The following is a 24,435-nucleotide window of genomic DNA, read 5'->3' on the forward strand; positions in this document are numbered from 1 at the left end:
CTGCAGGGGGGACCCTGTGGGAGAGTAGGACGCCGCCGAACAATCATTCAGAAGAACCCCCATCCGGATTCCGGATGGGGGTTCTTCGCGTTTCCGGAACATGAATCGGCCGGTGAGCCGGGGGCCGGCGTCGCGAACCCGTAGGGCCGTGGGCCCGGCAGCTCTGCCGGGCGCACGGCGAGCACCGTCAGTCGACCGGCTGTCCGGGCCGTCCCGGCACCCACAGCGGGACGGGGCCGCCGCGCGGCATGGCGCGCGCCGCGTCCTGCTCCAGCCACCCGTCCACCCGCTGCGGATCGCCCTCGCTGAGTTCCACCAGCGCGGCCGCGGCGATCCGGGCGCAGCTCAGCAGGAGCGCGAGGGTGTCCTGGCGGCGGTGCCGCTCCCGCACGTAGGCCTCGCCGCGTTCCTCGATGCGCCGGCGGTGGTCCGGCGCCCCGTCCCCGGCGGTCAGCGCCTGGACGCCGTGCCACACCAGGGTGAGGGCGCAGGGCTCGGCCGGGTGGACCAGGCCCTCCCGGTCCGCCCGCTCGCGGCTCTCGGCCGAGCGCAGCCCGAGCCACTCCAGTGCCGTGGGCGCGTCCTCCCCGCAGGAGCGCAGGAGCAGTTCGGCGGCCAGTTCCGCGACGCTCGGCAGCACCGCCGAGGCCGGCAACCGCAGCCCGGGCGCGGGTGCGTCGCCGAACGACAGCCAGGCGTCCGCGAAGGAGGCGGCCTGCAGCCCGCCCATCCAGCCCGGCGCTGCACCGGTCGCCCCGCCCCTCCAGCCCGTCCCGCCCATCCAGCCCGGCGCCCCACCCGCTGCCCCGTCCGGGGCTCCGCCCGGCGCGACGCCCGTTGCTCCGAGCCACTCCCGGGCCCCCAGCCGGATCACTCCCACCGCGACCAGGTGTGCCGCGTCCTCGTCCAGTGCCGGCAGCCGTCGACTCCGCACCACGTACCCCCACCTGCGCTCGTGACCCCGTTGACCACATCCCATCACGCAGGGACGCGGACGAACTAGACAGGGTCACGTCACAAATCGGAACCGATGGCGGATGCGGCCGGCCCCGTCCCGCCCGGCGAGGACGATCCGGGCGGGACGGGGCCGCGTGGGGGCGGGTGGAGGTCAGTGGCCGCCGTGGATCAGGTGGAGGGAGAAGTCGTCGTCGGTGGGGACGGGCGCCGTCTTGACGTGGGTCACGCCGGCTTCCCGGTCGAAGTACCAGCCGGAGGCGGCGGAGTCGAGCGCGGCGGCCGAGTCCAGCCGGGGCAACGGGCCGCCCTGGGTGACGACCGTCCTGGGGGCGGACCGGCCGTGCACCGTGAAGCGGTACGAGCGGGCGTCGGGCTTGCCGCTGTAGCTCCCCTCACTCGCGCCGATCTGGACGGTGGTGACCGGTCCGTGGGCGTGGACGTCCACCTGCTGGGTGGCCGAGGAGCCCGCCGCGTACTGCCGGGTGACGCCGTCGTCCTCGTAGAGGGTGTAGGAGGAGTCGCCCTGGGGGTAGAGGTCGTAGTCGAGTTCGCCGCGGTCGCGGTTCTCCCAGGACAGCGTGCCCTGGGGCCACATCGGTACGATCGAGCCGCCCTTGACGAACAGCGGCAGGGTGTCGAGCGGGGCGGAGTACCCGTTGATCGTGGTGGGGCCCTGGTAGGTGCGTCCGGTCCAGTAGTCGGTCCAGGTGCCCTCGGGCAGGTAGATGCCGTCGCGCACCGAGGTGTCGGAGTAGACGGGGGCGACCAGGAAGTCCGGCCCGGCCAGGAACTCGTACTTGGCGTTCGGGCCGAGCGCGGCCGGGTCGTCCGGGTACTCCAGGGCGAGCGGGCGCACCGCGCCGATACCGGTGCGGGTGGCCTCGGCGGACAGGGTGTACATGTACGGCAGCAGCCGTTCCTTGAGCTGCAGGTACTTGCGGTTGATCGAGGTGTAGGGCTCGCCGTCCAGCCAGGGCTGCTGGTCGCGCTGCTGCTTGCCGGACATGTCCCTGGCCCAGCCGTCCATGGTCATGATGGTCGGCAGGAAGGCCTTCCACTGGAGGTCCCGGGTGTACATCTGGGGATCGCGGCGGAAGATCGAGCCGACGTCGCCGGTGTCGTAGGCGATGCCGGACATGGTGGCGCCGGCGTAGGTGGGGATCTGCCAGCGGATGTAGTCCCAGGACAGGCTCTGGTCGCCGCTCCAGAGCACGCCACAGCGCTGGGCGCCGGCCCAGGAGACGGGCAGCCAGACGAAGCCGCGGGCGTCGCTGTTGTCCTCGATGCCGGCCTTCGCCCGGTCGCAGGCGTTGAGCGCGAAGCCGTAGCCGTTGCCGACCCAGGCGACGTCGAGCTTGCGCACCCGGACTCCGGCCTTGACCTCCTCGGCCTGGTTGGGCAGGCCGTTCTGGGTCCACAGGCCGAGCTGGGCGTGGTCCTTGCGCAGGCCCTCGCCGGTCCGGGGGAGGTTCTCGTAGCCGCAGCCGTAGCCGTCGTTGACCAGCATCCAGCCGAGCGGCATCCGGTTCTGGACGTAGCCGTCGGCGACCTTGAGGGCGTCGGTGGTGTGGCGCTCGCCGCGGTTGGCGTTGTGCAGGTAGCAGTCGGAGTCGCCGGGCTCCAGGCCGTAGACCGGCGGCATGAAGGGCTTGCCGACCAGCGAGGTGTACTCGCCGATGACGGACTTGACGTCGCCGGTGAAGTAGTAGGCGTCCAGGCGGCGTTCCTGCTGCCCGGTGCGCACCGGGGAGCCGAAGTCGTAGATGCCGGGGGCGAAGGTGTTGCGGAAGACGCCGTAGCCGGCCGTGGAGACGTAGAACGGCTGGGAGTTGTTGTAGCCGCCCTCGTTCCAGTCGGTGCTGTTGGAGACGTGGACGGTCCGGTCGCGGTGGGAGAAGCTGCCGTTCTGCTCGCCGCCGCCGAAGAACTGCTCGTCGGCGCCGCGGGCCAGGCTCTGCCGCAGGCCGTTGGTGGACCAGCGCAGCGGGGCGGACTCCTGCCAGACGGCGGTGCGGTCGTCCGCCTGGTAGAGGCCGAAGCGCAGGGGGTGCTTGTAGACCCGCAGCACCAGGTGGCCGGAGCGGATGCCGTAGTAGTCGCCGGCGTCGAAGGTGGAGGTGCGGGTCTGGAGCGCGGGCTGTTGCCGGATGATGGCGCTGCCCACCGGGTCGGCGATGTCGCCGTCCGGGGCGGCGCGCAGGCGCAGCTGGTCGTCGGCGAGGAAGTCGACCTTGGCCCTGAGGGTGCCCGCGGAGATGTCGTAGCTGCCTCCGCCGCCGCCGAAGGAGGTGAGGTCGCCCGCGTCGGTGGTGCGGGGGAGGTAGGCGCGGCCGGTGAAGGAGCCGCCCTTGACGTCGTACGGGACGACCAGGACGTGGTAGGTGCCGGAGGCCTTCGGGATGACGGTGGCCTCGGGGTCGGCGGTGCCGGCGCTCTCGGCGACCTCCTTGCCGTTGGCGTCGTAGACGTAGAGGTCGAAGTCGTCGGTGGGGTTCTGCCACTGGATCGAGATCGGGACGCCGCCCTCGGGGTTGTCGTCCCAGTAGCCGGAGGGGACGTTGACCGTGAGGTCGAAGCGGCCGCAGACCGTGCCGTCCGGGTCCTGGGCGGCGGTGGGGCAGGAGGTGGCGCCGCCGAGGGTGCCCTTGGCGTAGGCGGGACTCTGCCAGCTGACGTCCTGGTGGCCGCCGTCCAGGACGGCGGCGGGTGGGCCGGCGGCGTGGGCCGGTACGACCGGGCCGGCCACGGCGGCGATGCTGGTGAGGGCCGCCGCGAGGGCGGCCCTCCGGAGGTGGGGTCGGAGCAGGCGCACGGGGGTCTCCTGTCGACTCTTGGATCAATCTGGCGGCTCGGAGGGTTACTTGACCGATCCGGCGGTCAGTCCGGAGACCACGTGCCGCTCGATCAGGGCGAACAGCACCACCACCGGGACGATCGCGACGACCGAGCCGGCGAACAAGTAGTTCCACTGGACGGTGTAGTTGCCGATGAAGCTGTTGATGCCGACGGTGAGCGGCTGGCTGCCCGGGTCGGTGGACAGGGTCAGGCCCATCACGAACTCGTTCCAGGCGGAGATGAAGGTGAAGATCACCGCGGTGACCACGCCCGGCAGGGCCAGCGGCAGCACCACCCGGCGCAGCGCCCCGAGCCGGCCGAGGCCGTCCAGCATCGCGGCCTCCTCCAGCTCCACGGGGATCGAGGAGATGTACGCCGTGAGGATCCAGACGGCGAAGGCCAGGTTGAAGGCGGCGTTGCAGAGGATCAGCGTCCAGACCGAGTTGAGCATGTCCAGCTGGTAGAACTCGCGGTAGAGGCCCACCAGCAGGGAGGTCGGCTGGAACATCTGGGTGACCAGGACCAGCAGCAGGAACAGCCGACGGCCCCGGTAGCGGACCCGGGCGGTGCAGTACGCGGCGGGCAGCGCGACCAGCAGCGCCAGCAGGGTGGAGCCGCCGGCGACCAGCAGGGTGACCCGCAGGTTGCCGCCCAGGGCCGAGTCGCGCCAGACGCCGGTGAGGTTGGACCAGGCGAAGTGCCGCGGCAGGTAGGTCGCGTCGCGCAGCTCGTCGGCCGGGCGCAGCGCGGTGACGACCATCTCCAGGTACGGGAACAGGAAGACCGCCGCCAGCAGCCAGGCCGCCCCCGCGAGGGCCAGGGTGCGCGGTGCGATCCGGCGCTGCCGGAGCTTCGTCAACTCTCCTCCTGGTTCCAGCGGCTGACCTTGAGGAAGGCCAGGACCATGAGCACCACGAGGGCGAAGTTGACCACCGACATCGCCGCCGACTCCCCGATGTCGGTGTCCTTCAGCTGGTACATGAACACCGTGCTGGTCGCGGTGTCGCTGCTCGGGCCGCCCTGGGTCATCCCCCAGATGACGGGGAAGGAGTTGAAGACGTTGATCAGGTTGATCACCAGGCCGACCAGGAAGGCCGGGCGCAGCAGCGGCAGGGTGATCCGCCGGTAGGCCTGCCAGGGCGAGGCGCCGTCCACCCTGGCCGCCTCGTACACCTCGGCGGGGACGGTCTGGAGGCCGGCCAGCAGGGTGTAGGTGGTGAAGGGCAGGGAGACGAAGACCGCGACGAACACCATCCAGGGCCAGGCGGTCGAGGGGTCGCCGAGCCAGTCCCGGGGGCCGTCGACCAGGCCGAGGTCGGTCAGCGCGGTGTTGAGCACGCCCGCCGTCCGGTCGAGCATCCAGCGGAAGCCGATCGCCGTCATCAGGACCGAGGCCGCCCACGGGGCGATCAGCGCCCAGCGGGCGTAACGCCGCCCGGGGAAGCGCTGGTCGAACAGCTGGGCCAGGCCGAGTGAGAGCAGCATCGTGAGGGCGACCACGGCGGCGGTCCAGGCGACGGTGGCGAGCAGCACGTGGCCGAGGTCGGCCTCGCCGAAGAGCTTGCGGTACTTGTCCAGCCCGGCGGAGCCGCGGACGAAGCCGCTGGTGCTGACCCGCAGGAACGAGGTGCGGACCATCTCGTAGACCGGCCACAGCACGACGGCGAGGATCAGCAGCACGGCCGGGGCGATCCACGGCAGCGGGCCGAACCGGCCCGGCCGGCGGCCCTTCCGCACGGGGGATTCGGAGGTCACCATCGGTTCGGCCGTCACTTGTTCGCGACGGCGTCCTGGGCCTTCTTCTGCAGGTCGCCCAGCACCTTGGCCGGGTCGCCCGAGACGGCGCTGCCGACGGACTTCTTGAGCTCGGCGGAGACCGCGTCCCAGGTGGTGTCGCCGAGCGGGTAGAACACGGCGTTCGGCAGCAGGGCGAAGAAGGGTTCGAGGTCCTTGTGCCTGCCGCTGCCGGTCATCTCGTGCAGCACGCTCTGGGTGACCGGCATCAGATTGTAGGTCTCGTCGAAGGCGAGCTGGTTGTCCTTGGCGTAGGCGAAGTCGAGGAACTTCCTGATCTGGTCGCGGTGGCCGTTCTTCTTGAAGGCCATCATCCAGTCGGCGACGCCGAGGGTGGACGTGAGCGGCCCGGCCTTGCCGGGGATCGGGGCGACGCCGTAGTCGACCTTGCCGTCCTGGGCCATCCGGATCAGCGAGGGGTGGCCGTTGAGCATGGCCGCCTTGCCGGCCGCGAAGTCGGCGAACGCGGTCTTGCGGTCGGTGGTGGCGGGGTTGGCGTAGGTCAGCCCCGGGTCCACCAGGTCGGACCTGAGCCAGCGGAAGGTGTCGATGTTCGCCTGGCTGTTCAGGGTGTAGGCGCCGTCCTTGCCGGTGGGCCCACCGCCGCTGCCGAGCTCCCAGATCATGCTCTCGCCCTGGGCCTCCTCCGGGCCGAGCGGCAGCGCGTACGGGGTGACGCCCGGCACCCTGGCCTTGAGCTGTTCGGCGTCCTTGCGCAACTCCTCCCAGCTGGTGGGGGGTTGGGTGATGCCGGCCTGCTGGAACAAGGCCTTGTTGTAGAACAGGGCGCGGGCCGAGGAGACGAACGGTATGCCGTACTGCACGCCCTTGACCTGTCCGGCCCGGGCGAAGCTGTCGATCAGATCGGCCCGGGTGCCGGGCGACAGCACGTCCTCCGCGGTGTACAGCAGGTCGTCGGCGACCTTGTCGGCGTAGCCGCCGGTCTGCAGGACGTCCGGCACGTTGCCGCTCTGGATCATCGTCTTGACCTGCTTGTCGATGTCGTTCCAGTTCACCACCCGGACGTCGACCTTGATGTCCGGGTGGGCCGCGGTGAAGGCGGTGGCGACCTTGTTCCAGTAGGCCTTCGAGCTGTTGGACTCCTTGTCGCCGTAGTCCGCGGCGACCAGCTTCAGGGTCACCTTGCCGTCCGCGTCGGTCCCGCCGCCACCACTGCCGCCGCTGCCGCAGGAGGTGAGGGCGAGCGCGCCGAGGGCGCACGCCGAGACGAGGGCCAGCACACGTTTGTCCACCGCAGTTACCGCCTTCGTGCGCGCTTGATCGGATGATCCAAGATGCTTGAAGAATGCTGGTTTTGAGCAGTTTCGAAAGAGCAGCTTGGTGCTTCGGGCGGTTCATGTCAATCGTGAGCGCAGTATTGAGCAAGGATGCGCCACGTTCGAGGCCTGCCGGGAGGCGCTCTGCGCAGAAACGCTCAAAGCCCCCGGGCGCACCGGACGCCCGGGAACCCGCTCGGCCGCAGGTGGCAACTCGGAAGCCCTCAGGAGTCCTTGAGGGTCCCTCTGGAGTCCTGGGGAGTGCCTCGGATGTCCGGCCCCGTAACGGTGGGTGGCCCGGACGCCGCGGTATTGTGGCGCGCGCAGCAGGGGCGGACGTGTGGGAGGGGAACGGCGTGGCCGGGGACGTGACGGTGCAGACGATCGACCTGGGGGACGGCACCACGGTGCGGGCCGAGGTCATCGGTGAGGTCGGCTTCGAGACGGCCGGCGACGAGGACGAGTTCGGGGACGTGGCGCTGCGGGACCGGGCCGCCCGGGTCGGCTCCGCGGTCGCGCTGTCGCTGGACCAGGTGCGCGGCACGGTGCAGGGCATCGGACGCTGGGCGGCGGAGACGATCGCCCAGGGCGGATCCGGGGCGCCGGACTCGTTCGAGGTCGAGTTCGGGCTCAAACTGGCCGTGAAGTCCGGGCAGTTGCTCGGCATCATCGCGGAGGCCGGGAGCGAGGCGGGGCTGACCGTCAAGCTCTCCTGGGACCTCGCGGCCCGGCGCGAGCGGGGCAACGGCACGGCGGCCGACCCTGCTGTTTCGGAGTGACCGGCCCGCTCCTCGATCGGGCCCGCGCCGAGGCGCTGCACCGCTGCGCCGTGCGGATCGAGGTGGCGAGCGGCTTCCGGGGCAGCGGTTTCCTGGTCGCCCCGGGGCTGGTGGTCACCTGCGCGCACGTCGTGCTCGACCGGCGCGGCGTGGCCGAGGGCCTGGTCGTCCGGACCGGGTCGGCCGGCTGTCCGGTGCTGCCCGGCGCCGTCCGGGCCGAGCCCGGGACCGTGGGCAACGGCTCGTTCGAGGCGTTCCCCGACCTCGCGCTGCTCGACGTCCCGGCGGCGGCCGCCACCGGCCACCCGGTCGCCCCGTTGGCGGACGGCGAGGCCGAGCCGGGCAGCTGGCTGACCGCCCTCGGCCACTCCGAGGCCACTCCCTCCCCGGGCGCCAACGCCGACACGGTCGCGCTCCAAGTGGTGGGCCGATCAGGGGAGTTCGTCCGGGTGAGCGGCTTCGTCCAGCCCGGCTTCAGCGGCAGCATGCTGGTCGGTCCGGACGGGCTGGTGCGCGGCGTGCTCAAGGGCAGCCGCTCGTACAAGCAGGACCTGGGCGGCTGGTACGTCCCGCTCGCCGCCCTGCTCGCCTTCCTCGGCCCGGCGGCCCCGGCCCCCGGGCTCGATCCGGCCGCCGGGCTCGGCCCGGCGCCTGAGCCGCCGCCCGGCGACGCCGAGTTGGTGACGGCGCTGATGGCCGTCCGGTACACCGCGCGGGCCGACGGGCGCTTCGACCTGCTGGAGCGGATGGGCGAACACCTCGGCCTGCCGCACTCCTTCGAGGTCGAGGAGCGCTCCGACCGCCGCGACCACCTGTTCCGCATCGTGCGCCGCTGCCGCCACCACCGCGACGCGGCGGCGGCCCTGCGCGCGCTGTACACGGCGCTGGAGGAACTCGCCCCGGACGACGGCGCGTTGGAGCGGCTCCGGTCCCTGGTGGAACGGGTGACGGGCGGTGCGACGGCGAACGGTGCGGTGGCGAACGGTGCGACGGCGGGCGGTGCGGTGGCCGACGGCAGGGGGAGCGGGCAGGGGTGATGGGCGCAGGGGCGTACGGCGGCTGGTCGCTGCGGACCGCCGTCGAGCCGGGGGCTGCCGCCGCGACCCCGTTCGAGGCGGCCGAAGGCCTGCTGGCCGAGATCCTGTTCGACTTCCAGGGGATCTCCCGACGGGAGTTCCGCCAGGGCGTCCTGGAGACGATGGGCCGCAGCCCGTCCTCCCGGCTGTTCCACCTGGACGTCAAGGAGGCCGACACCGCGCGCGAGCACGTCCGGGAGATCCTGCGCAGCATCCGCTGCGCCCGCGACCCCCGGGCCGTGCTCCGCTCGCTCGGCGAGGCGCTCCGGGACCACGACCCGTACGACGGCGCCCTGCCCTGGCTGGAGCTGGCCGTGCTGGCCCTGACCGCCGAGACCGGCCTGCCCACCGCCGTCCTGCTGCGCGTCATCGGCCTGCTGCGCGCGCTCACGCCCGCGCCGGGCCCCGAGCGGCTCCTCGTGCACGTGCCGCCGCGCGCCCCCGGCCGGAACCGGATCGACGGGCGGACGACCCTGCCGGAGCTCCTCGGCCGGCTGCTGGACCACTTCGGCGGCCCCGACCCCGGCTACGCACTGACCTTCCTGGACGGCCTGGTGCGGGACCCCGAGCTCGCCCTCCGGCATCCCCAACTCGCCGAGATCCGGTTGTTGTTGACCAGCCTCACGGTCGCCCGTCCGGCCCCCCGGGAGGAGGCGGCCGGCCGTCTCATCGTGCAGATCCGGCTGGACCCGGAGACCCCGGAGCACATCGAGGCGAGCCGCTACCACCTGCGGGCCGCCTACTACCGCCAGCCCCTGGCCGGCGGCCCGATCGAACGCCTCGACGACCTGGTCGCCGGCGACTCCCTCGCCAAGGAGGACCTGGTCACCGAAGGCAGCGCCCGACTGGCCGGCTGGCAGGCGCTGCTCACCGAGATGGCCAGGAGCAAGCGCAGCCCGGTGCGGATCGAGTTCCTGCTGCCCAAGGCACTGCTCGGCCACAGCGCCGAACTCTGGTCCCCGACCCCCGGCGGGTACCGGCTCGGACTGCTGCACCCCGTCGTGGTCCGCTCCCTGGACCGCTACATCAACCCGTGGCTGCAGACACCCGACTGGTACGAACGGTGGGAGCACCTGTTCGCCGAGACGATGGAGTGCGAGGCCGTCGACCGGATCGGCTGGCCGCCCCTGCACCCCGAACGGGCCGCCGACCTGCCCGGCTGGCTCGACGGCCGGCCCACCCTGGCCTGCCTCGGCCTCGACACCCCGTACGACGAACTCGACCCCCGGGTGCGCACGGCCGTGCTCGACGCCATGGTGTTCGACGGCGTCCCGGCCATGCTGTGGCGCCGCACCCCCGGCGCCCCGACGGACCTGGTCGAGGCCCTGCGCCGCGACCGCCCCCGCTCGCTGGCCCACCTGCCGGAGGCCGTCCACCGGCACCGCAAGGTGACCCGGGCGGCGGAGAGCCAGGACGGCATCACCCTGTTCTGGGACGACCCGAACTGCGTGGACCCGGACCAGGACGCCGGGTTTCCCGGGATGGTGTGAGGCGAATGGTTCCGAACGACCCCGACGACCCCGACGAGCGCAGTGACTTCGACGAGCGCTACGACTTCGACGAGCGCAGTGACTTCGACGACCGTAATCACGAGGAGCAGGCGGTAACGATGCCCGAGAACTGGTGGATCTACCGGGGCACCGGCGTGCCCCACGACGGCATCGCCGCCCTCCCGCCGGCCCCGGCCTGGCGCTCCTTCGGCGACTGGGTCGACAGCGAGGAGGAACTGCCGCCGCCCCCGGCCGACGACGCCACCGGCCCCACCGCCCGCAGGCTCGGCCGCACCCGGCAGGCCACCGCCTACCAGGCCGACGAACGCGAGATCCACCTCGTCAACCTGGCCCTGCACCTGCGCCGCCCGCTGCTGATCACCGGCAAGCCCGGCGTCGGCAAGTCCACCCTCGCCTACGCCGTCGCCCACGAACTCGGCCTCGGCCCGGTCCTCCGCTGGTCCGTCAGCAGCCGCTCCACCCTGCGCGACGGCCTCTACACCTACGACGCCATCGGCCGCCTCCACGAGGCCGGGCTGCGCGCCCCCCGGCACGACGGCGACCCGGCCGGCGACCGGCAGCCGCCCGCCATCGGCCAGTTCCTGCGCCTCGGCCCGCTCGGCACCGCGCTGCTGCCCTGGCGCACACCCCGGGTCGTCCTCATCGACGAGATCGACAAGAGCGACATCGACCTGCCCAACGACCTCCTGAACGTCTTCGAGGAGGGCGAGTTCGAGATCCCCGAACTCCAGCGCCTCGGCCCCGGCCCCCAGGAGGTCGCCATCGCCGACCCCGGCCGGCGGGCCACCGTGCGCGGCGGCCACGTGCGCTGCGCCCACTTCCCGCTGGTCGTCCTCACCAGCAACGGCGAGCGGGAGTTCCCCTCGGCGCTGCTGCGCCGCTGCGTCCGCCTGGAGATCCAGCCGCCCACCGAGGAACGGCTGGCCGCGATGGTCGCCGCCCACCTCGGCGCGGACCGGTCGGAGGACGGCCTCCGGCGCGCCGAGCTCATCACCGAGTTCCTGCGCCGCCAGCGCGAGGACGGTGCCGAACTTGCCAACGACCAGCTGCTCAACGCCCTGCTGATGGCCGAACGCGGCCTGTGGGGCAGCGGACCCGGGCGCGACGTCATCCACGACGTCCTGCTGCGCCCGCTCAACGAGAGCTGAGGCGGCGGCCGGTGGGCGCGTTCGGTACGGGCGGAGGGTTCGGGACGGCGGGGGAGTCCCGAGCGGCCGGCGAGTCCGGTACGGGGACGGACGTCGCGGGTACGGACGCCGCGGGGACGGACGCCGCGGCGCGGTCCGTGCTGCGCCGGGTGCTGGCCGCGCTCGTCGCCCCCGAGGGCGGGCAGCCGGACCCGCAGGACCTCGCCGACGTGCTGTGGATCGCCCGGCTGGCCGGCCTCGCGCCCGTGACCGACGGCCCGCCCGAGCCGTCCACCGAACGGCCGCCGGCCCCGCAATCGCCGGTGCCCCCGGAACCCGACCCCGTCCTGCCGCACCAGCGCACCGAGCGCGACGGACCGCCCGCCCCCGGACCGCCCGCCCCCACGCCCCCGCAGCCCGAGCCCACGGTCGAACTCCACCCCCGCTGCGCGCCCTCCGGCACCGAGCGGCCCGAGCCCGTCCCCCGCGGCGCCGAGGTCGTCCAGGTCACCCGGCCCACCGCCCTGCCCGGCGCCCTGGCCATCGCCCGCGCCCTGCGCCCGCTGCGCCGCCCGCTGGCCCAACGCCCGGTCGGCCACCGGCCGTTGCACCTCGACGAGGAGGCCACGGCGGCGGCGACCGCCGAAGCCGGTGTGCTGCTGCCCGTCTGGCACCGGGCCAAGCCCCGGTACGCCGTCGACCTTCTGGTCGACACCGGCGCCACCATGGCCGTCTGGCACGACCTCGCCGGTGAACTCGCCACCCTGCTGGAACGCCACGGCGCCTTCGAGGAGGTGCGCACCTGGTCCCTCGACACCGACCGGGACACCCCGCACCTCACCCCCTTCCGGCGTCGTCGCACCGCCACCCCACCGCCCGCCGACCCGGACCGCAACTGGTCCCGCCCGCTCGCCGACCCGCACGGGCGCCGCATCCTGCTCGTCCTCACCGACGGCGTCGGACCCGCCTGGTACGGCGACGAACTGGTGCCGTTCCTCGCCCGCGCCGCCACCACCGGTCCGGCCGCCGCCCTCCAGGTGCTGCCCCGCCGCCTCTGGCACCGTACCGCCCTGCGGGCCGCCCCGGTCGAGGCCCGGGCCGCCACCCCCGGCCGGCCCGCCCCGGTCCTGCGCACCGACACCGCCCTGCCCGGCATCCCCCGCGGCAGGGCCGGAGCCGCGGCCAGGGCCTCGGTGCGCTGGCTGCCGGTGCTGGAGATCGACGCCGACTGGCTCGCCCCCTGGGCCGACCTCACCGCGGGCCGCACGGCCGGCTGGACGCCCCTGCTCGCCGCACCGCTCAGCGGGGTCCCCCGCCCTCAGCGCCCGCGCGCCCGGGCCTCCGCCCCGCGCACCGCCGCCGACCGGGTCGCCGCCTTCCGGGCCGGCAGCTCCCCGCACGCGTACCGGCTCGCCTGCCACCTGGCGGCGGCGCCGCTGAGCCTGCCGGTGATGCGGCTGGTCCAGCGGGCGACCGTGCCGCGGTCGGGGCAGCGGGAGCTGGCGGAGCTGTTCCTGTCCGGGCTGATCGAGGTACGGGCGAAGGCCGCCGACCCGGACGAGGTGGTGTACGACTTCGTCGACGACGTACGGGAGGAACTGCTCGGGGAACTCACCCGGACGGAATCGGTACGGGTGCTGGACCAGGTGCTCGCCAAGGTCTCGGGGCGGGTCGCGGCGACGTTCGGCGGGACGCTCGACTTCCGCGCGCTGGCGGCCTCGGCGGGGGAGGGGCGGCACCGACTGCCGGACCGCAGCCGGCCCTTCGCGGAGGTCGCGGCGCGGGTGCTGGCGGGGGCGGGCGGTCAACACGCTTCGCTCGCACGGCACTTGGGACGTACGCTGGGCAGCGGCGGCCCGCCGGTCCGGAGGGAGCTGCTCACCCCGGCTCCGCCCGTCGTGAGCCCGCCGGACCCGCCGCGGATGATCGGGCGGCACGACGAACTCCACCGGCTTGAGCAGGCGTGCGCACCGGACGGGCAGGCCCGCGTGGTGGTGATCGATGCCGCTCCGGGGATGGGGAGGCGCCGGCTCGTCCAGGAGTACATCCGGCGCCACGGCGACCGCCATTCCTTCGTCCACTGGATCGACGGGCGGACCCCCGATGCGATGGAGGTCGGCCTCGGGCGGCTACGGGCCGCCCTCGGGGTGGACCGCGGCACCCCGATGAACGAGGTTCTCGGGGACCACCCGAACTGGCTGGTCGTCATGGACGCCCTGCGGCCGGGGATGTTGATCCACCGTGACCTGACCGCCCAACCGGCCGCCTCCGACTCCGGTTGCCTGATCGTCACCGTCAACTCGCGCGAGGGAATGCGCCTGCCCGCCGACGCGACGACCATCACCCTCGGCTTCCTCACCGAGGCCGAGCTGCGCGAGGAGATCCGCCACCGCCTCGGCGAGGACTACCAACGGATCGAGCACACCCAGGAGTTCGAGGCCCTGCTCGACCGGATGCCCCGGCGCCCGGACGAACTGGCGACCTGGCAGCTCGACGCCCAGCTGGCCGCCCTGGTCCTGCCCCCGAAGGCCGATGCGGCGAACGACTCGAAGAGCTTCCGCCTGCCCTGCCGGGCAGTGGCCCTGGCGGCAGTGCCCGGGCCGGACGGGCGCAGCGATCTCGCCGTCTACGGTGTGGACGGCCTGGTCCACTTCATCGACGCGGTGGACGGGCTGAAGTTCCGGAGCTCGCTGCTTCTCGACGTGACCTCCGACGTCGTCGCGATGGCCGCCCTCGGCGACGACCGGTTCGTCCTCTGCACCGCGGACGTCGACGGCGTGCTCCAGTTCTGGGACGCGGAGGACGGCTCCCTCACCGACAGCCAGAGCGGCCTCCCGTTCGAGCCGGTGGCGATGGCCGCCCACACCCATTCGGACGGGAGACAGTACCTCTGGATCTCCGACCTCCAGGGCCGCATGAGCCTCTGGGACGTCCAGAACGCAGTCGAGGTGGAACTGCCGGGCATCGCCGGTGGCTACCGCGCCTGGGCGCTGACCTCCGTGCCCCACCTGGACGGGCAGACCGCCCTGGTCGGTGTCGACCAGACCGGCACGGTGCGGCGCTGGCGGCCCGACACTCCCGACAGTCCCGACTTCGTCAGCAGCGACGGGATCGACCCCGATCTGGCGAGGACGATCGTCGGCATCGCCAGCGACGAGGACCACTGCGTCATCGCCTCGATCGGGGACCACGACGGCCAGGTCCACATCTGGGAGCTGGCGAACGGTCTGCGCGGCGGCGTGCACCAGGAGGCCGAACCCCGCACGGTCGCAGGGCGCTTCCGCCTGGTCGAGCGGATCGCCCAGGGACGGCAGAGCGAGGTGTGGCGGGCCAGGGACGAGCGGGACGGCGTGACCGTCGTCGTCAAGACCGTCGCGAGGGACCGCCTCGCGGTCCCCCTGGACGCGAACGAGTTCCTGGCGCAGGCCGCACGGCTCGCCGAACTCGACCACCCGGGCCTGGTCGCCTGCCACAGTGCCGGTGCCGACGCCGAACACCTCTACCTGGTCCACGAGTTCGTCGACGGACCCGACCTGCGGAGCCTGCTCGACGCGGGACCGCTGCCCCCGCCCGAGGCCGCGGCGATCGCCCACGGCGTGGCCGGGGCGCTGGAGTACCTCCACGGCCAGGGGCTCGCCCACGGCCGGATCGAGCCGGCCAACATCCTCGTCCGCCCGGACGGCAGCCCGGCCCTCTGCGACTTCGGGATCCACCTCGGCGGGCCGGCCGTCCCGGTCGTCCCGGCCGGTGACCTCCACGCCCTGGGCGGCGTGCTCCACGAGATGGGCATGCCCGAGGCCCTGCACGGGCTCGTCCTCGACCTGCTGCACCCGGACCCGCGCCGACGGCCGTCCTCCGCCGCCGAGGTCGCCCGACGGATCGCCGGCTCGGGCGCCCTGCGGCAGCCCGACCGGACTGCGGAACCCCCGGTCAGGTTCACCCTGCTCGGACCGCTGCGGGTCTGGCGGGACGAGCAGCCGCTGTCCGTCCTTTCGGCCGAGGAGCGGGCGGTCCTCGCAGCCCTGCTCCTGCACGCCCCGGAGCCCGTCCCGACGGCGAGCCTGGTCCACGCGGTCTGGGGTGATCAGCCGCCGCCCCAGGCGGAGGGCGCGCTGCGCACCCACGTCCTGCGGCTGCGGTCGGTTCTGGACGATCGCTCACAGCCGAGCGGCGCGGCCGAGACCGTGCACCTGGTGAGGGACGGCTACCGGCTGACGGTCGACCCGGGCTCGGTCGACGTGACCGTCTTCGAGGAGCAGCTCGCCGCTGCCGTACAGGCGGAGAGGGCCGGCGACATGCTGGCGGCCCACACGCTGGTGCGGTCCGCGCTCGACCTCTGGGAGGGCCCCGCGCTGGACGGCGTTCCGGGACCGTACGCCTCCCGGGAGCGCACCCGGCTCAACGAGCGGCGGATGGCGGCCACCGATGACCTGTACGCCACCGGGCTGGCGCTCGGGCGGCACCGGGAGCTCCTGACGGAACTCGAACTGCAGGTCGCCGAGAGCCCTTCGGATGAGCGGTTGTGCGCGCTGCTGATGCTCGCCCTCCACCGCTGCGGGCAGCAGACCGAGGCGCTGGAGGTCTACAGCCGCCTCGGGGCGCGGCTGCGGGAGGAGTTCGGCGTCGAGCCGGGCCGGGTGGTGGCGAGGATCCACCGGATGATCCAGGCGGACGACCTCCAACTCCGCAGGCCCGGCTGGGCCGAGGCGCTCATCGTGCCGCCGGGCGGCTCCGCCGCGCCCGCCGTCGTCGACGCCGACCAGCTCCCGCGCGGCGACGCGCTCCGGGGCGTGGCGATCGGGGTGGACGCGGCCCGACAGGCCCCCGTCTTCGTCGACTTCGACGCCGACCCGCTGTTCGCCGTGTTCGGCGAGGAAGGGTCCGGGAAGACCGCGCTGCTCCGGCTGCTGGTCAAGCAGCTCACCGAGCGGTACACCGCGGACCAAGTGGGCTTCCTGGTCGCCGACTTCCGCCGCACGCTGCTCGACGAGGTGCCGTCCGAGTACCTCATCCACTACGCGTCGAGCACACCGCTTCTGGAGACCATGGCGCGGATCCTGCGCGTCGCCGCCACCAGCCGTACGCCGGAGGCCCAGCAGAGCGCACCGGGCCGGCGGCGCCACAAGGACGTCTTCCTCATCGTGGACGACTACGAACTCCTCGCCGCCGACGGCGAGGACCCGCTGTCATCCCTCGCCGAATTCCTCCCGCAGGCCCGGGAACTGGGCCTGCGCGTCATCGTCGCCCGCCGCGCGGAGGGCACCGGCCGGGCCGGCTCGACCGAGCCGTTCCTCCGCACGGTGTGCATCCTCGGGGCCCACGGCGTGCTGCTCTCCGGCGACGGAGAGGAAGGCCCCCTGCTGGGTCTTGCGGCGCCCCGCTCCTTCCTCCCGGGCCGGGGAATCCGGGTGACCCCGAACGATCCGTCCGGGACACTGATCCAGACCGGCTGGCTCCCCACCCGAATCGGCGGATGACCGGCCGGTGGATCACCCGACGCACCCGCTGTACCTCGAACCCGGAGTGCCGGCAGGGGTGGTACCAGCGGCAGTGCGGGTTCTGCCGGTGCTGGTTCCCGATGGCCGGCAGGCTCGGGCCGGACTACGGGGCCTGCGCGAACGGGGTGTCGGAGTTCGACGGGACGGTGCGGTTCGAGCACGACGGCTGTGAACGGTTCGAGGACTCGGGTCGGTGGTCCATCCCGTCGGACTTCTGACGGCCGGGGCGCAAGGCAGGGTTCAGCGCCTCAGGGGCGGACGGCGAAGACCCAGCGGTTGGCGGCGAGGGCGTCGTCCGGTTCGGGGAGCGGGCCGCGGCCGTAGTGCCGGGTGAACTCGTAGGGCGTGTGGACGGTGGTGGACCAGCCGCGTGCGGTGAGGTCGGCAAGGGTGTCGGGGCGGGGGTCCGCGTCGAGCAGGGCGGGCAGGTCGATGCCCGTCCGGTCGCGGAGCGCGGTGTGGACCGGGTGGTCGCGGACCGCCGTGGACTCGGGGCCGAGCCTGGCCTCGTAGGCCAGGGTGGAGCCGGGGGCGCTCAACCGGTCGACGGCGGCGAAGAGTTCGCGTTCCGCCGGGCCGGGCAGGTGGAGCAGCAGGCCTTCGGCGAGCCAGGCGGTCGGGTGGCCCGGGTGGAACCCGGCGGCGGTCAGGGCCCCGGCCCAGTCGGTGCGGAGGTCGGCCTCGACGGCCGCCCGGTGGGCGGTGGGCAGGTCGGTCGCTGCGGCTTCCAACCCGTCCAGTACGCGCTCCTTGAAGGCGAGCACTTCGGGCCGGTCGACCTCGTAGAGGGTGCAGTCGCCGGGCCAGTCCAGCCGGTACGCCCGAGCGTCGAGTCCGGCCCCGAGCAGGACGACCTGCCGGGCGCCGAGTTGGACGGCCCGCAGCAGCTGGTCGTCGAACGCCCTTGTCCGCAGCGCGAAGTAGCGGCCGAGTCGCCCCCACAGCGGGTCGGCCTCGCCGTCGGGGACGTCGCGGGGGTGGACGGGCCAGTGCGCGGCGGCGGGGGCGGCGCGCACGAAGTGCTCGGCGTACCGGTCCCGGGCGAGGGCGTCGGGGCGGTGGGTCTCGATCGCCCGGGCGGCGGCGACCAACAGGGTGGTGAGCTCCACGCCCCCGGTCACGCCGGGGTTCTCCGTCACGCCGACACTCATGCGCCGCTCCTGCTGCTGGGGGACGGGCGGTCCGTGCCCGATCGGTTCCCCACTATCCGTCACCGGGCGGAGATCGGCGCGCCATGATCGCCGGGGTTCACCCGATGGGGGGAACTCGGGCCGACAGGAGCAAAGTTGGCACGGCCGGTCAGTATGCGGCGGTCGGCTGCCGGGCACCCGGCTGCCAGGGACCCGGCAGCCAGTCGGCCGGCCCGGAGGGTGGGAGGTGTCCGGGCAGTCCCGGCGTCCAGCGCTTGGACCCGTCCGGCAGCACCGCGAGCGCCTCCACCCCCGGCCGGCGGGCCGCCCAGGCCAGCGCGCGATCGGGGCCCATCGCGAAGGCGGCGGTCGCCCAGGCGTCGGTGCGGGCGATGCCGGTGCCCGGGGCGCCGACCAGGGTGAGCGAGGCCAGGCCGTCCGCCGGTCGGCCGGTGCGGGGGTCGAGGATGTGGGCACCGCGCTCGGCGGTGCCGGAGGTGGCGACGGCGAGGTCGCTGCCGGCCAGGACGGCGGCGAGCATGCCCGGTCGTCCGGGATGGGCGACGCCGAGCCGCCACGGACCGCCGCAGGTCTGCACGTCGCCGCCGCCGTTGACACAGAACTGCCGGGCGCCGGAGGTGCGCAGCAGCCGGGCGGCCTCCTTGATCGCCCAGCCCTTGACCCAGCCGCTGGGGTCGAGCCGGCCGCCGGGCCGCTCGGTGAAGTAGCCGTCGGTCTCGGCCGCCACCTCACGGCAGGCGGCGAGCACCGTGCGCACCTCGGGATCGCAGTCCTCCGGGGCGATCTCGCCCCGCCCGAGCCGGCTGATGTCGCTGTCGGGCCGGTAGGTGGAGAACACCGCGTCGATCCGGTGCAGCCGTTCGACGATCCGCCGTACCGCCTCGGGGGTGTCCGGTCCGGGGTCGCGGACGGCGATCGAGAACACGGTGCCCATCACGGGTTCGGCGTGCCGCAGCACCGGGGCCTCAGCCCTTCGCCCGGTCGAGGGCGCTCTGCAGCGAGCGGATGTAGCCGTCACTGGTGTAGGTCGCGCCGCTGACCGCGTCGATCCGGGCGTTCTGCGCGGAGATCGCCTCCTGGTTGAGCACGGGCAGGGCGTCGGCGTTGATCTCGCGGTCCCGGCGGTCCTGGCTCGGGTACTTGACCACGTCGACGGTGGTGATCCGGCTGCCGGCGAGGGTGACCTGCACCTGCACCGGGCCGTACCGGGTGTTCACGGTGTCCCCGCTGACCTTCCGGGTGGCGCCGCCACCGGTGGCGGGTGCGGGGGAGGCGGACGGGCCCGGCGAGGTGTCGGTGGTGCCGGAGCCGGACCCCGACCCCGGCCCCGACCCCGGCCCCGACCCCGAGCTGATCACCGGCGCGGACCCGGTCGCCTCGTGCGGTTTGAGCGAGAGCAGCAGCACCACCCCGGCAGCGGTGGCGGCACTGGTGACGACGGCTCGGCGCATGGACAGGACAACTCCTCCGGAAGCGTGGACGTGTAGGCGTGGGAAGTGGAAAGGGGTCAGAGGACGAAGGACTCGCGGTGGATGCGCCCCGCCCGCACCCCGGCCGCCCGCAGCGCCCGTACGGCCTCCTCGGCGACGGCCTCGGGCCCGCACAGGTACACCTCGTGCTCGGCCAGGTCCGGCACCAGCCGCGCGAGCGCCGCGCCGAGGTCCCCGACCTGTTCCCGCGAGCCGAGCAGCTCGTGCACCACCCCGCCGCGCCGCCGGGCGACCTCGGCCAGCTCGGCCCGGAACAGCACGTCCTCCGCGCGCCGCGCCCGCTGCACCAGCGTGACCTCGCCCGGCAGGGTCTCGAACAGCGCCCGCAGCGGCGTGATCCCCACCCCGACCCCGAGCAGCAGCACCTGGCGCTGCCGCTGCTGCCGCCCGGTGAACGCCCCGTACGGCCCCTCGGCCCGCACCCGTGTGCCCGGCCGCAGCGCGGCGACGGCGGCGCTGTGCCCGCCGAGGTCCTTGACGGTGAAGCGGAGGAAGTCCGGACGCGGCGGCGCGGACAGCGAGTACGGGTTGGCGGCCCAGCGCAGCCCGGGCGCCTGGAACTGCAGCCGGAAGAACTGGCCCGGCTCGGCGCGGAGTTCGTCCAGCCGTCGGCCGGAGAGGAACAGCGACACCACACCGGGGCCCTCCTGCCGCACCTCGGCCACCCGCAGGCCGTGCCGCCGGTCGAGCAGCCACGGCCGCAGCAGCCGGAACCAGCCGATCAGCGCCGCCGTGCCGAAGTAGAGCGCGTACCAGGCGGCCTGGCCGGGGCCGCCGCCCAGGTCGGCGCCGGTGGCCAGCTGGTGGGCGAAGGCGAGCGCGACGGCGAGGTAGGTCGCCAGGTGCAGGTAGTACCAGGTCTCGTAGGAGAGCCGGCGGCGGGCCGCCCGGGCGGAGACCAGGCCGGTGCCGAGCATCAGCAGGGTGCCCAGGGAGGCCTTGATCATCTCGGGGTAGTGGAAGACGATCTCCACGCCCTCACCGACCGGCCCGCGCCCGTCGGTGAGCGCGTAGCCCTGGACGACGGTCAGCACGTGCACCGAGACCAGGGCGACCAGCCAGCGTCCGCCGTACGCGTGCCAGCGGGCCAACCGGTCGGCGCCGACCCCGCGTTCCACCGGCGGCAGCCGGGCCATCAGCAGGAGCAGCACCGGTGCGGCGTACCCGGCGAGCAGGCCGGTGATCCGCCCGGCGCCGGTCAGCCACCCGGCCGCGCCGACCACGGAGGCGGTGTTCACCCACCACAGCCCGAGCACGCCGAGCGCCCCGGCGGCGATCAGCGCGAGCGCCGCGTTCGGGGGCAGGGCGAGCGGCGGACGGGCCGCCGCCCGGTGGCGCGGACGGGCGGGCACGGGCCGGGACTTCGGCGCGGTGGCAGTGGTCATCGGGTCCTCCTCGACTCCCGGCGGCGGCACGGCCCCGCCGAGGCGGTCCACGATCGCACCGCAAGCTCTGAGTCCCCTCTGAGGACAGCCCGCTCCGGTGCCCTCCTGGAGTGCCATCGCCGCAGGTCAGAAGTCATGTCAGGGTTCACGAACCAGATCCGGCGATCTCACGGGTTTCTCATCGCGGCGGGCCAGAATGACCGTCGCCCACCGCCCGACCCAGGGAGCACCATGGACGACACCGACGGCCGCCCGGACCGGCACCCGGACGACCGACCCGACTGGCGCGTCCTGGTCGTCGACGACGAACCGGACCTGGTGGAGGTGGTCTGCGGCGCCGTCCGCTACGAGGGCTGGCAGGCGCGGGGCGCGACCACCGGCCTGGAGGCCGTCCGGGAGGCGGCGCGGTGGCGCCCGCACGCCGTGGTGCTGGACGTGATGCTGCCCGACCTCGACGGCCTGGAGGTGCTGCGCCGGGTGCACGCCGAGCAGCCCGAGGTGCGGGTGCTCTTCCTCACCGCCCGGGACGCCGTCGAGGAGCGGATCGCGGGCATCGCGGCGGGCGGCGACGACTACGTGACCAAGCCGTTCAGCCTGGCCGAAGTGGTGGTCCGGCTGCGCGGACTGCTGCGCCGGGCCGCCCCGCCCGCCGGCCCGGCGCAGCCGCCCGCGCACGCCCTGGTGCTCGGCGACCTCGTCCTCGACGACCGGGCCCGCGAGGTGACCCGCGACGGCGAGACCATCGAGCTCAGCCCGACCGAGTACGCGCTGCTCGCCCACCTGATGCGCCACCCCCGGCAGGTGCTCAGCAAGGCGCAGATCCTGGAGGCGGTCTGGTCGTACGACTTCGGCGGGCAGGCCCACATCGTGGAGCTGTACATCAGCTACCTGCGCAAGAAGCTGGACGCCGGCCGCAGCCCGATGATCCACACCGTGCGCGGCGCGGGCTACCTGATCAAGGCCGCGCCGTGAGCCGTGCCGTGCGCCTCCTGAAGCGGCTCTTCCCCCGGACCCTGCGCGCCCGGCTGATCGCCGGCCTGCTGGTGCTGCTGGTCGTCACCTGCGCCGCCGTCGGCTTCGCCACCGCCGCCGCCCTGCGCCACTTCCTGGTCGACCGGCTCGACCAGCAGCTCGCCGAGACCGGTGGCCGCTACGCCGCCAGCCTGGAGCACACGGGTGCCGGCGCCGGCCCGGACACCCGGGCCCAGACCCCCGGCACCCTGGGCGTGCGGCTGCTGGGCGGCCGGGTGACCGCCGCCGGGGTGGTCGACGGGGACGCCGACGACGTCGGCGACCCCGGTGACGAGGACGACCGGGTCTCCTTCCCGCCCGACCGGCAGCGTGCCCTGGCCGCCCTGCCCGTCGGCGGACCGGCCCGAACCCTCGACCTCGGCGGCACGCTGGGCCACTACCGGGTCCGGGCGGTGGCCGGTCGGGACGGCGACGTGCTGGTCAGCGGGCTGCCGGTGAAACCCGCCGAGGACACCGTGGAGCGGCTGGAGACCCTGGAGCTGACCGTCTTCGCGATCGCGGTCACGGCGGCCGGCGCGGCCGGGGCCCTCTGGGTCGGCTTCTCGCTGCGCCCGCTGCGGCGGGTGGTCGGCATGGCCGAGCGGGTCAGCGCGCTGCCGCTGGCCAGCGGCGAGGTGATGCTCGCCGAGCGGGTGCCGGACGACGATCCCCGCACCGAGGTCGGCCGGGTCGGCGCGGCGCTCAACCGGATGCTGGGCCACGTCGGCGACGCGCTGGCCCGCCGCCACGCGGTGGAGGAGCGGCTGCGCGGCTTCGCCGCCGACGCCAGCCACGAGCTGCGCACCCCGGTGGCGGCCGTCCGCGGCCACGCCGAACTGGCGCTGCGCCACCCCGGGGAGGTGCCCGGCCAGGTGCGGCACTCGCTGGAGCGGATCGACGCCGAGGCGCTGCGGATGGGCGCGATCGTCGAGGACCTGCTGCTGCTCGCCCGGCTGGACGCCGGCCGCCCGCTGGCCGAGGACGAGGTGGACCTCACCCGGATCGTGCTGGGCGCGGTGGCCGACGCCCGGGCGGCCGGGCCGGACCACCGCTGGCGCCTGGTTCTGCCGGAGGAACCGGTGCTGGTGCGCGGGGACGAACACCGGCTGAGCCAGGTGGTGGCCAACCTGCTGGCCAACGCCCGCACCCACACCCCGGCCGGTACGGCGGTCGAGCTGCGCCTCGAACTCGCGCGCGATGGAACGGAGTTGAGCGTCACCGACGAGGGTCCCGGGATCCCGGCGGAGCTGCTGGAGCGGGTCTTCGAGCGGTTCGTCCGGGGGGACCGCGCCCGCTCCCGGGCCACCGGCTCCACCGGCCTGGGCCTGGCCATCGTCCGGGCCGTGGTGCGGGCGCACGGCGGCACGGTCGAGGCGGCCAGCCGGCCCGGGCGTACCTCGTTCACCGTCCGGCTGCCGGCGGTGTGACGCGGTGCTCGTCCACGGTCCGGCCGGCGGGGCCGTGATGCCGTAGGCCGTTCACGGTCCGGCCGACGGCGGCGGGGCCGTGCGGAAGCGCCGCCGGTAGTCCGTGGGCGTGGTGTCCAGGCGGCGGCGGAAGGCGCGCACCAGGGTGTCCGTGGTGCCGAACCCGCAGGTGGTGGCGATGCGTTCGAGGGTGTCGTCGCCGGACTCCAGCCGGTGGCGGGCGAGTTCGACCCGGGCCGACTCGACGTAGGCGCTCGGGGTGGTGCCCAGCTCGGACTTGAAGATCCGCACCAACTGCCGTTCGCTGACGTTGGCGTGGGCCGCGAGGTCCGGCACGGTGAGCCGGCCGGAGAGGTTGCGCAGGATGTGGTGGCGCAGCTCCTCGATCCGCCGGGTGGTGGAGACCGGCTCCAGCGGCACGCTGAACTGGCTCTGGCCGCTGGGGCGTTTGAGGTACATGACCAGCTGCCGGGCGACCCGCAGGGCGAGCTCCTCGCCGAAGTCCTCGGCGACCAGCGCGAGCGAGAGGTCCAGGCAGGCGCTGATGCCCGCGCCCGTCCACACCTCGCCCTCGCGGATGAAGATCGGGTCGGCGTCCACCTCGATCTGCGGGTACTCGGCGGCGAGTTGGCCCGCGGTCGACCAGTGGGTGGTGGCCCGTTTGCCGTCCAGCAGTCCGGCGGCGGCCAGCAGGTGGGCGCCGACGCAGACGGAGGCGACCCGGCGGGCCCGGGCGGCCAGGGTGCGGACGTGGTCGACCACCGCCGGGTCGGTGAGTGCCTGGACCCGTCCGCCGTCCACTTCCACCGCCCCCGGCACCAGCAGGGTGTCGATGCCGCCCTCGGCGGCGGCCCGGTCGAAGGTCAGGTCGGGCAGGATCCGCACCCCGGCGGCGGTGGTGACCGGCTCGGTGGTCGCGGCGGCCAGCACCACCCGGTAGCCGACCGCGTCGGCGGTCTCCCGCCGGACCAGCGAGAACACCTCCGGCGGTCCGGTGACGTCCAGCAGGTCGACGCCCTCGAACAGGACGATGACGATCAGCCGCTTCTCCACGCACTGCCCCCTCGATGTCGGAATCTGCAGGTTAGACGGCATTGCCGCCGTGCCGAGCCCGCCC

17 protein-coding genes are annotated in these 24,435 nt (G+C 74.0%); 7 read left to right on the plus strand and 10 right to left on the minus strand.

Going from position 1 to position 24,435, the window contains the following annotated elements; translation table 11 throughout:
- Nucleotides 1–187: 187 nt before the first annotated feature.
- The 5 genes from ACZ6Z8_RS17255 to ACZ6Z8_RS17275 form a co-directional block, all read right to left on the minus strand.
- Nucleotides 188–937 (minus strand): hypothetical protein, encoded by a 750-nt coding sequence (locus ACZ6Z8_RS17255; RefSeq protein ID WP_465610563.1) that lies wholly within the window; start codon nucleotides 935–937, stop codon nucleotides 188–190.
- Nucleotides 938–1,108: 171 nt separating this feature from the next.
- Nucleotides 1,109–3,769 carry a glycoside hydrolase family 31 protein gene (locus ACZ6Z8_RS17260; protein ID WP_465610565.1) on the minus strand — a complete coding sequence of 887 codons (2,661 nt, stop codon included), beginning with the start codon at nucleotides 3,767–3,769 and terminating at the stop codon, nucleotides 1,109–1,111.
- A 45-nt stretch (nucleotides 3,770–3,814) separates the two neighbouring features.
- A complete protein-coding gene (locus ACZ6Z8_RS17265; protein ID WP_465610567.1) occupies nucleotides 3,815–4,651 on the minus strand; it encodes a carbohydrate ABC transporter permease in 837 nt (278 codons plus the stop codon).
- Complete coding sequence (locus ACZ6Z8_RS17270) at nucleotides 4,648–5,550, minus strand: carbohydrate ABC transporter permease (RefSeq protein WP_465610569.1); 903 nt, start codon at nucleotides 5,548–5,550, stop codon at nucleotides 4,648–4,650. The genes ACZ6Z8_RS17265 and ACZ6Z8_RS17270 overlap by 4 nt, the downstream gene beginning before the upstream one ends.
- An 11-nt stretch (nucleotides 5,551–5,561) precedes the next feature.
- Nucleotides 5,562–6,839 (minus strand): extracellular solute-binding protein, encoded by a 1,278-nt coding sequence (locus ACZ6Z8_RS17275; protein ID WP_465610571.1) that lies wholly within the window; start codon nucleotides 6,837–6,839, stop codon nucleotides 5,562–5,564.
- Between the two features lie 380 nt (nucleotides 6,840–7,219).
- Here ACZ6Z8_RS17275 and ACZ6Z8_RS17280 point away from each other — a divergent pair, with 380 nt between their 5' ends.
- From ACZ6Z8_RS17280 to ACZ6Z8_RS17300, 5 genes are read left to right on the plus strand one after another with little or no spacing between them, the layout of a single operon-like run.
- Nucleotides 7,220–7,642: a CU044_2847 family protein gene (locus tag ACZ6Z8_RS17280; RefSeq protein WP_465610573.1), complete on the plus strand. Its 423-nt coding sequence runs from the start codon at nucleotides 7,220–7,222 to the stop codon at nucleotides 7,640–7,642.
- Nucleotides 7,639–8,679 carry a trypsin-like peptidase domain-containing protein gene (locus tag ACZ6Z8_RS17285; RefSeq protein ID WP_465610575.1) on the plus strand — a complete coding sequence of 347 codons (1,041 nt, stop codon included), beginning with the start codon at nucleotides 7,639–7,641 and terminating at the stop codon, nucleotides 8,677–8,679. The genes ACZ6Z8_RS17280 and ACZ6Z8_RS17285 overlap by 4 nt, the downstream gene beginning before the upstream one ends.
- On the plus strand, nucleotides 8,679–10,208 hold the full coding sequence (locus ACZ6Z8_RS17290; RefSeq protein WP_465610577.1) for a VMAP-C domain-containing protein: 1,530 nt from the start codon (nucleotides 8,679–8,681) through the stop codon (nucleotides 10,206–10,208). The genes ACZ6Z8_RS17285 and ACZ6Z8_RS17290 overlap by 1 nt, the downstream gene beginning before the upstream one ends.
- Before the next feature lie 5 nt (nucleotides 10,209–10,213).
- Nucleotides 10,214–11,377 carry an AAA family ATPase gene (locus tag ACZ6Z8_RS17295; protein ID WP_465610578.1) on the plus strand — a complete coding sequence of 388 codons (1,164 nt, stop codon included), beginning with the start codon at nucleotides 10,214–10,216 and terminating at the stop codon, nucleotides 11,375–11,377.
- Between the two features lie 11 nt (nucleotides 11,378–11,388).
- Complete coding sequence (locus tag ACZ6Z8_RS17300) at nucleotides 11,389–16,833, plus strand: SAV_2336 N-terminal domain-related protein (protein WP_465610580.1); 5,445 nt, start codon at nucleotides 11,389–11,391, stop codon at nucleotides 16,831–16,833.
- A 269-nt stretch (nucleotides 16,834–17,102) separates the two neighbouring features.
- Here ACZ6Z8_RS17300 and ACZ6Z8_RS17305 read toward each other — a convergent pair whose 3' ends face one another.
- The 4 genes from ACZ6Z8_RS17305 to ACZ6Z8_RS17320 form a co-directional block, all read right to left on the minus strand.
- Entirely contained in the window at nucleotides 17,103–18,005 is a 903-nt protein-coding gene (locus tag ACZ6Z8_RS17305) for an SAM-dependent methyltransferase (protein WP_465610581.1), read from the minus strand.
- A 148-nt stretch (nucleotides 18,006–18,153) separates the two neighbouring features.
- Nucleotides 18,154–18,939 (minus strand): FAD:protein FMN transferase, encoded by a 786-nt coding sequence (locus tag ACZ6Z8_RS17310; protein WP_465611112.1) that lies wholly within the window; start codon nucleotides 18,937–18,939, stop codon nucleotides 18,154–18,156.
- A gap of 31 nt (nucleotides 18,940–18,970) precedes the next feature.
- The gene (locus ACZ6Z8_RS17315) at nucleotides 18,971–19,456 is read right to left on the minus strand and encodes an FMN-binding protein (RefSeq protein ID WP_465610583.1); all 486 of its coding nucleotides are present in this window, start codon (nucleotides 19,454–19,456) and stop codon (nucleotides 18,971–18,973) included.
- A gap of 56 nt (nucleotides 19,457–19,512) precedes the next feature.
- A complete protein-coding gene (locus tag ACZ6Z8_RS17320) occupies nucleotides 19,513–20,880 on the minus strand; it encodes a ferredoxin reductase family protein (RefSeq protein WP_465610585.1) in 1,368 nt (455 codons plus the stop codon).
- 231 nt (nucleotides 20,881–21,111) lie between these two features.
- Between ACZ6Z8_RS17320 and ACZ6Z8_RS17325 the strand changes: the two genes are divergently transcribed.
- On the plus strand, nucleotides 21,112–21,852 hold the full coding sequence (locus ACZ6Z8_RS17325) for a response regulator transcription factor (RefSeq protein ID WP_465610587.1): 741 nt from the start codon (nucleotides 21,112–21,114) through the stop codon (nucleotides 21,850–21,852).
- A gap of 17 nt (nucleotides 21,853–21,869) precedes the next feature.
- Nucleotides 21,870–23,318 carry a sensor histidine kinase gene (locus ACZ6Z8_RS17330; protein ID WP_465611114.1) on the plus strand — a complete coding sequence of 483 codons (1,449 nt, stop codon included), beginning with the start codon at nucleotides 21,870–21,872 and terminating at the stop codon, nucleotides 23,316–23,318.
- A 51-nt stretch (nucleotides 23,319–23,369) separates the two neighbouring features.
- Here ACZ6Z8_RS17330 and ACZ6Z8_RS17335 read toward each other — a convergent pair whose 3' ends face one another.
- Entirely contained in the window at nucleotides 23,370–24,371 is a 1,002-nt protein-coding gene (locus ACZ6Z8_RS17335; protein WP_465610588.1) for a GlxA family transcriptional regulator, read from the minus strand.
- Nucleotides 24,372–24,435 lie beyond the last annotated feature (64 nt).

It is taken from the genome of Kitasatospora sp. NPDC101108 (genome assembly GCF_055584725.1).

Excerpts from the sequence above, each read along its gene's own strand:
- ACZ6Z8_RS17270 (WP_465610569.1), bottom strand. The coding sequence starts at position 5,550 with ATGGTGACCTCCGAATCCCCCGTGCGGAAGGGCCGCCGGCCGGGCCGG.
- ACZ6Z8_RS17290 (WP_465610577.1), top strand. The coding sequence starts at position 8,679 with ATGGGCGCAGGGGCGTACGGCGGCTGGTCGCTGCGGACCGCCGTCGAG.
- ACZ6Z8_RS17295 (WP_465610578.1), top strand. The coding sequence starts at position 10,214 with ATGGTTCCGAACGACCCCGACGACCCCGACGAGCGCAGTGACTTCGAC.
- ACZ6Z8_RS17305 (WP_465610581.1), bottom strand. The coding sequence starts at position 18,005 with ATGAGTGTCGGCGTGACGGAGAACCCCGGCGTGACCGGGGGCGTGGAG.
- ACZ6Z8_RS17310 (WP_465611112.1), bottom strand. The coding sequence starts at position 18,939 with ATGGGCACCGTGTTCTCGATCGCCGTCCGCGACCCCGGACCGGACACC.
- ACZ6Z8_RS17315 (WP_465610583.1), bottom strand. The coding sequence starts at position 19,456 with ATGCGCCGAGCCGTCGTCACCAGTGCCGCCACCGCTGCCGGGGTGGTG.
- ACZ6Z8_RS17320 (WP_465610585.1), bottom strand. The coding sequence starts at position 20,880 with ATGACCACTGCCACCGCGCCGAAGTCCCGGCCCGTGCCCGCCCGTCCG.
- ACZ6Z8_RS17325 (WP_465610587.1), top strand. The coding sequence starts at position 21,112 with ATGGACGACACCGACGGCCGCCCGGACCGGCACCCGGACGACCGACCC.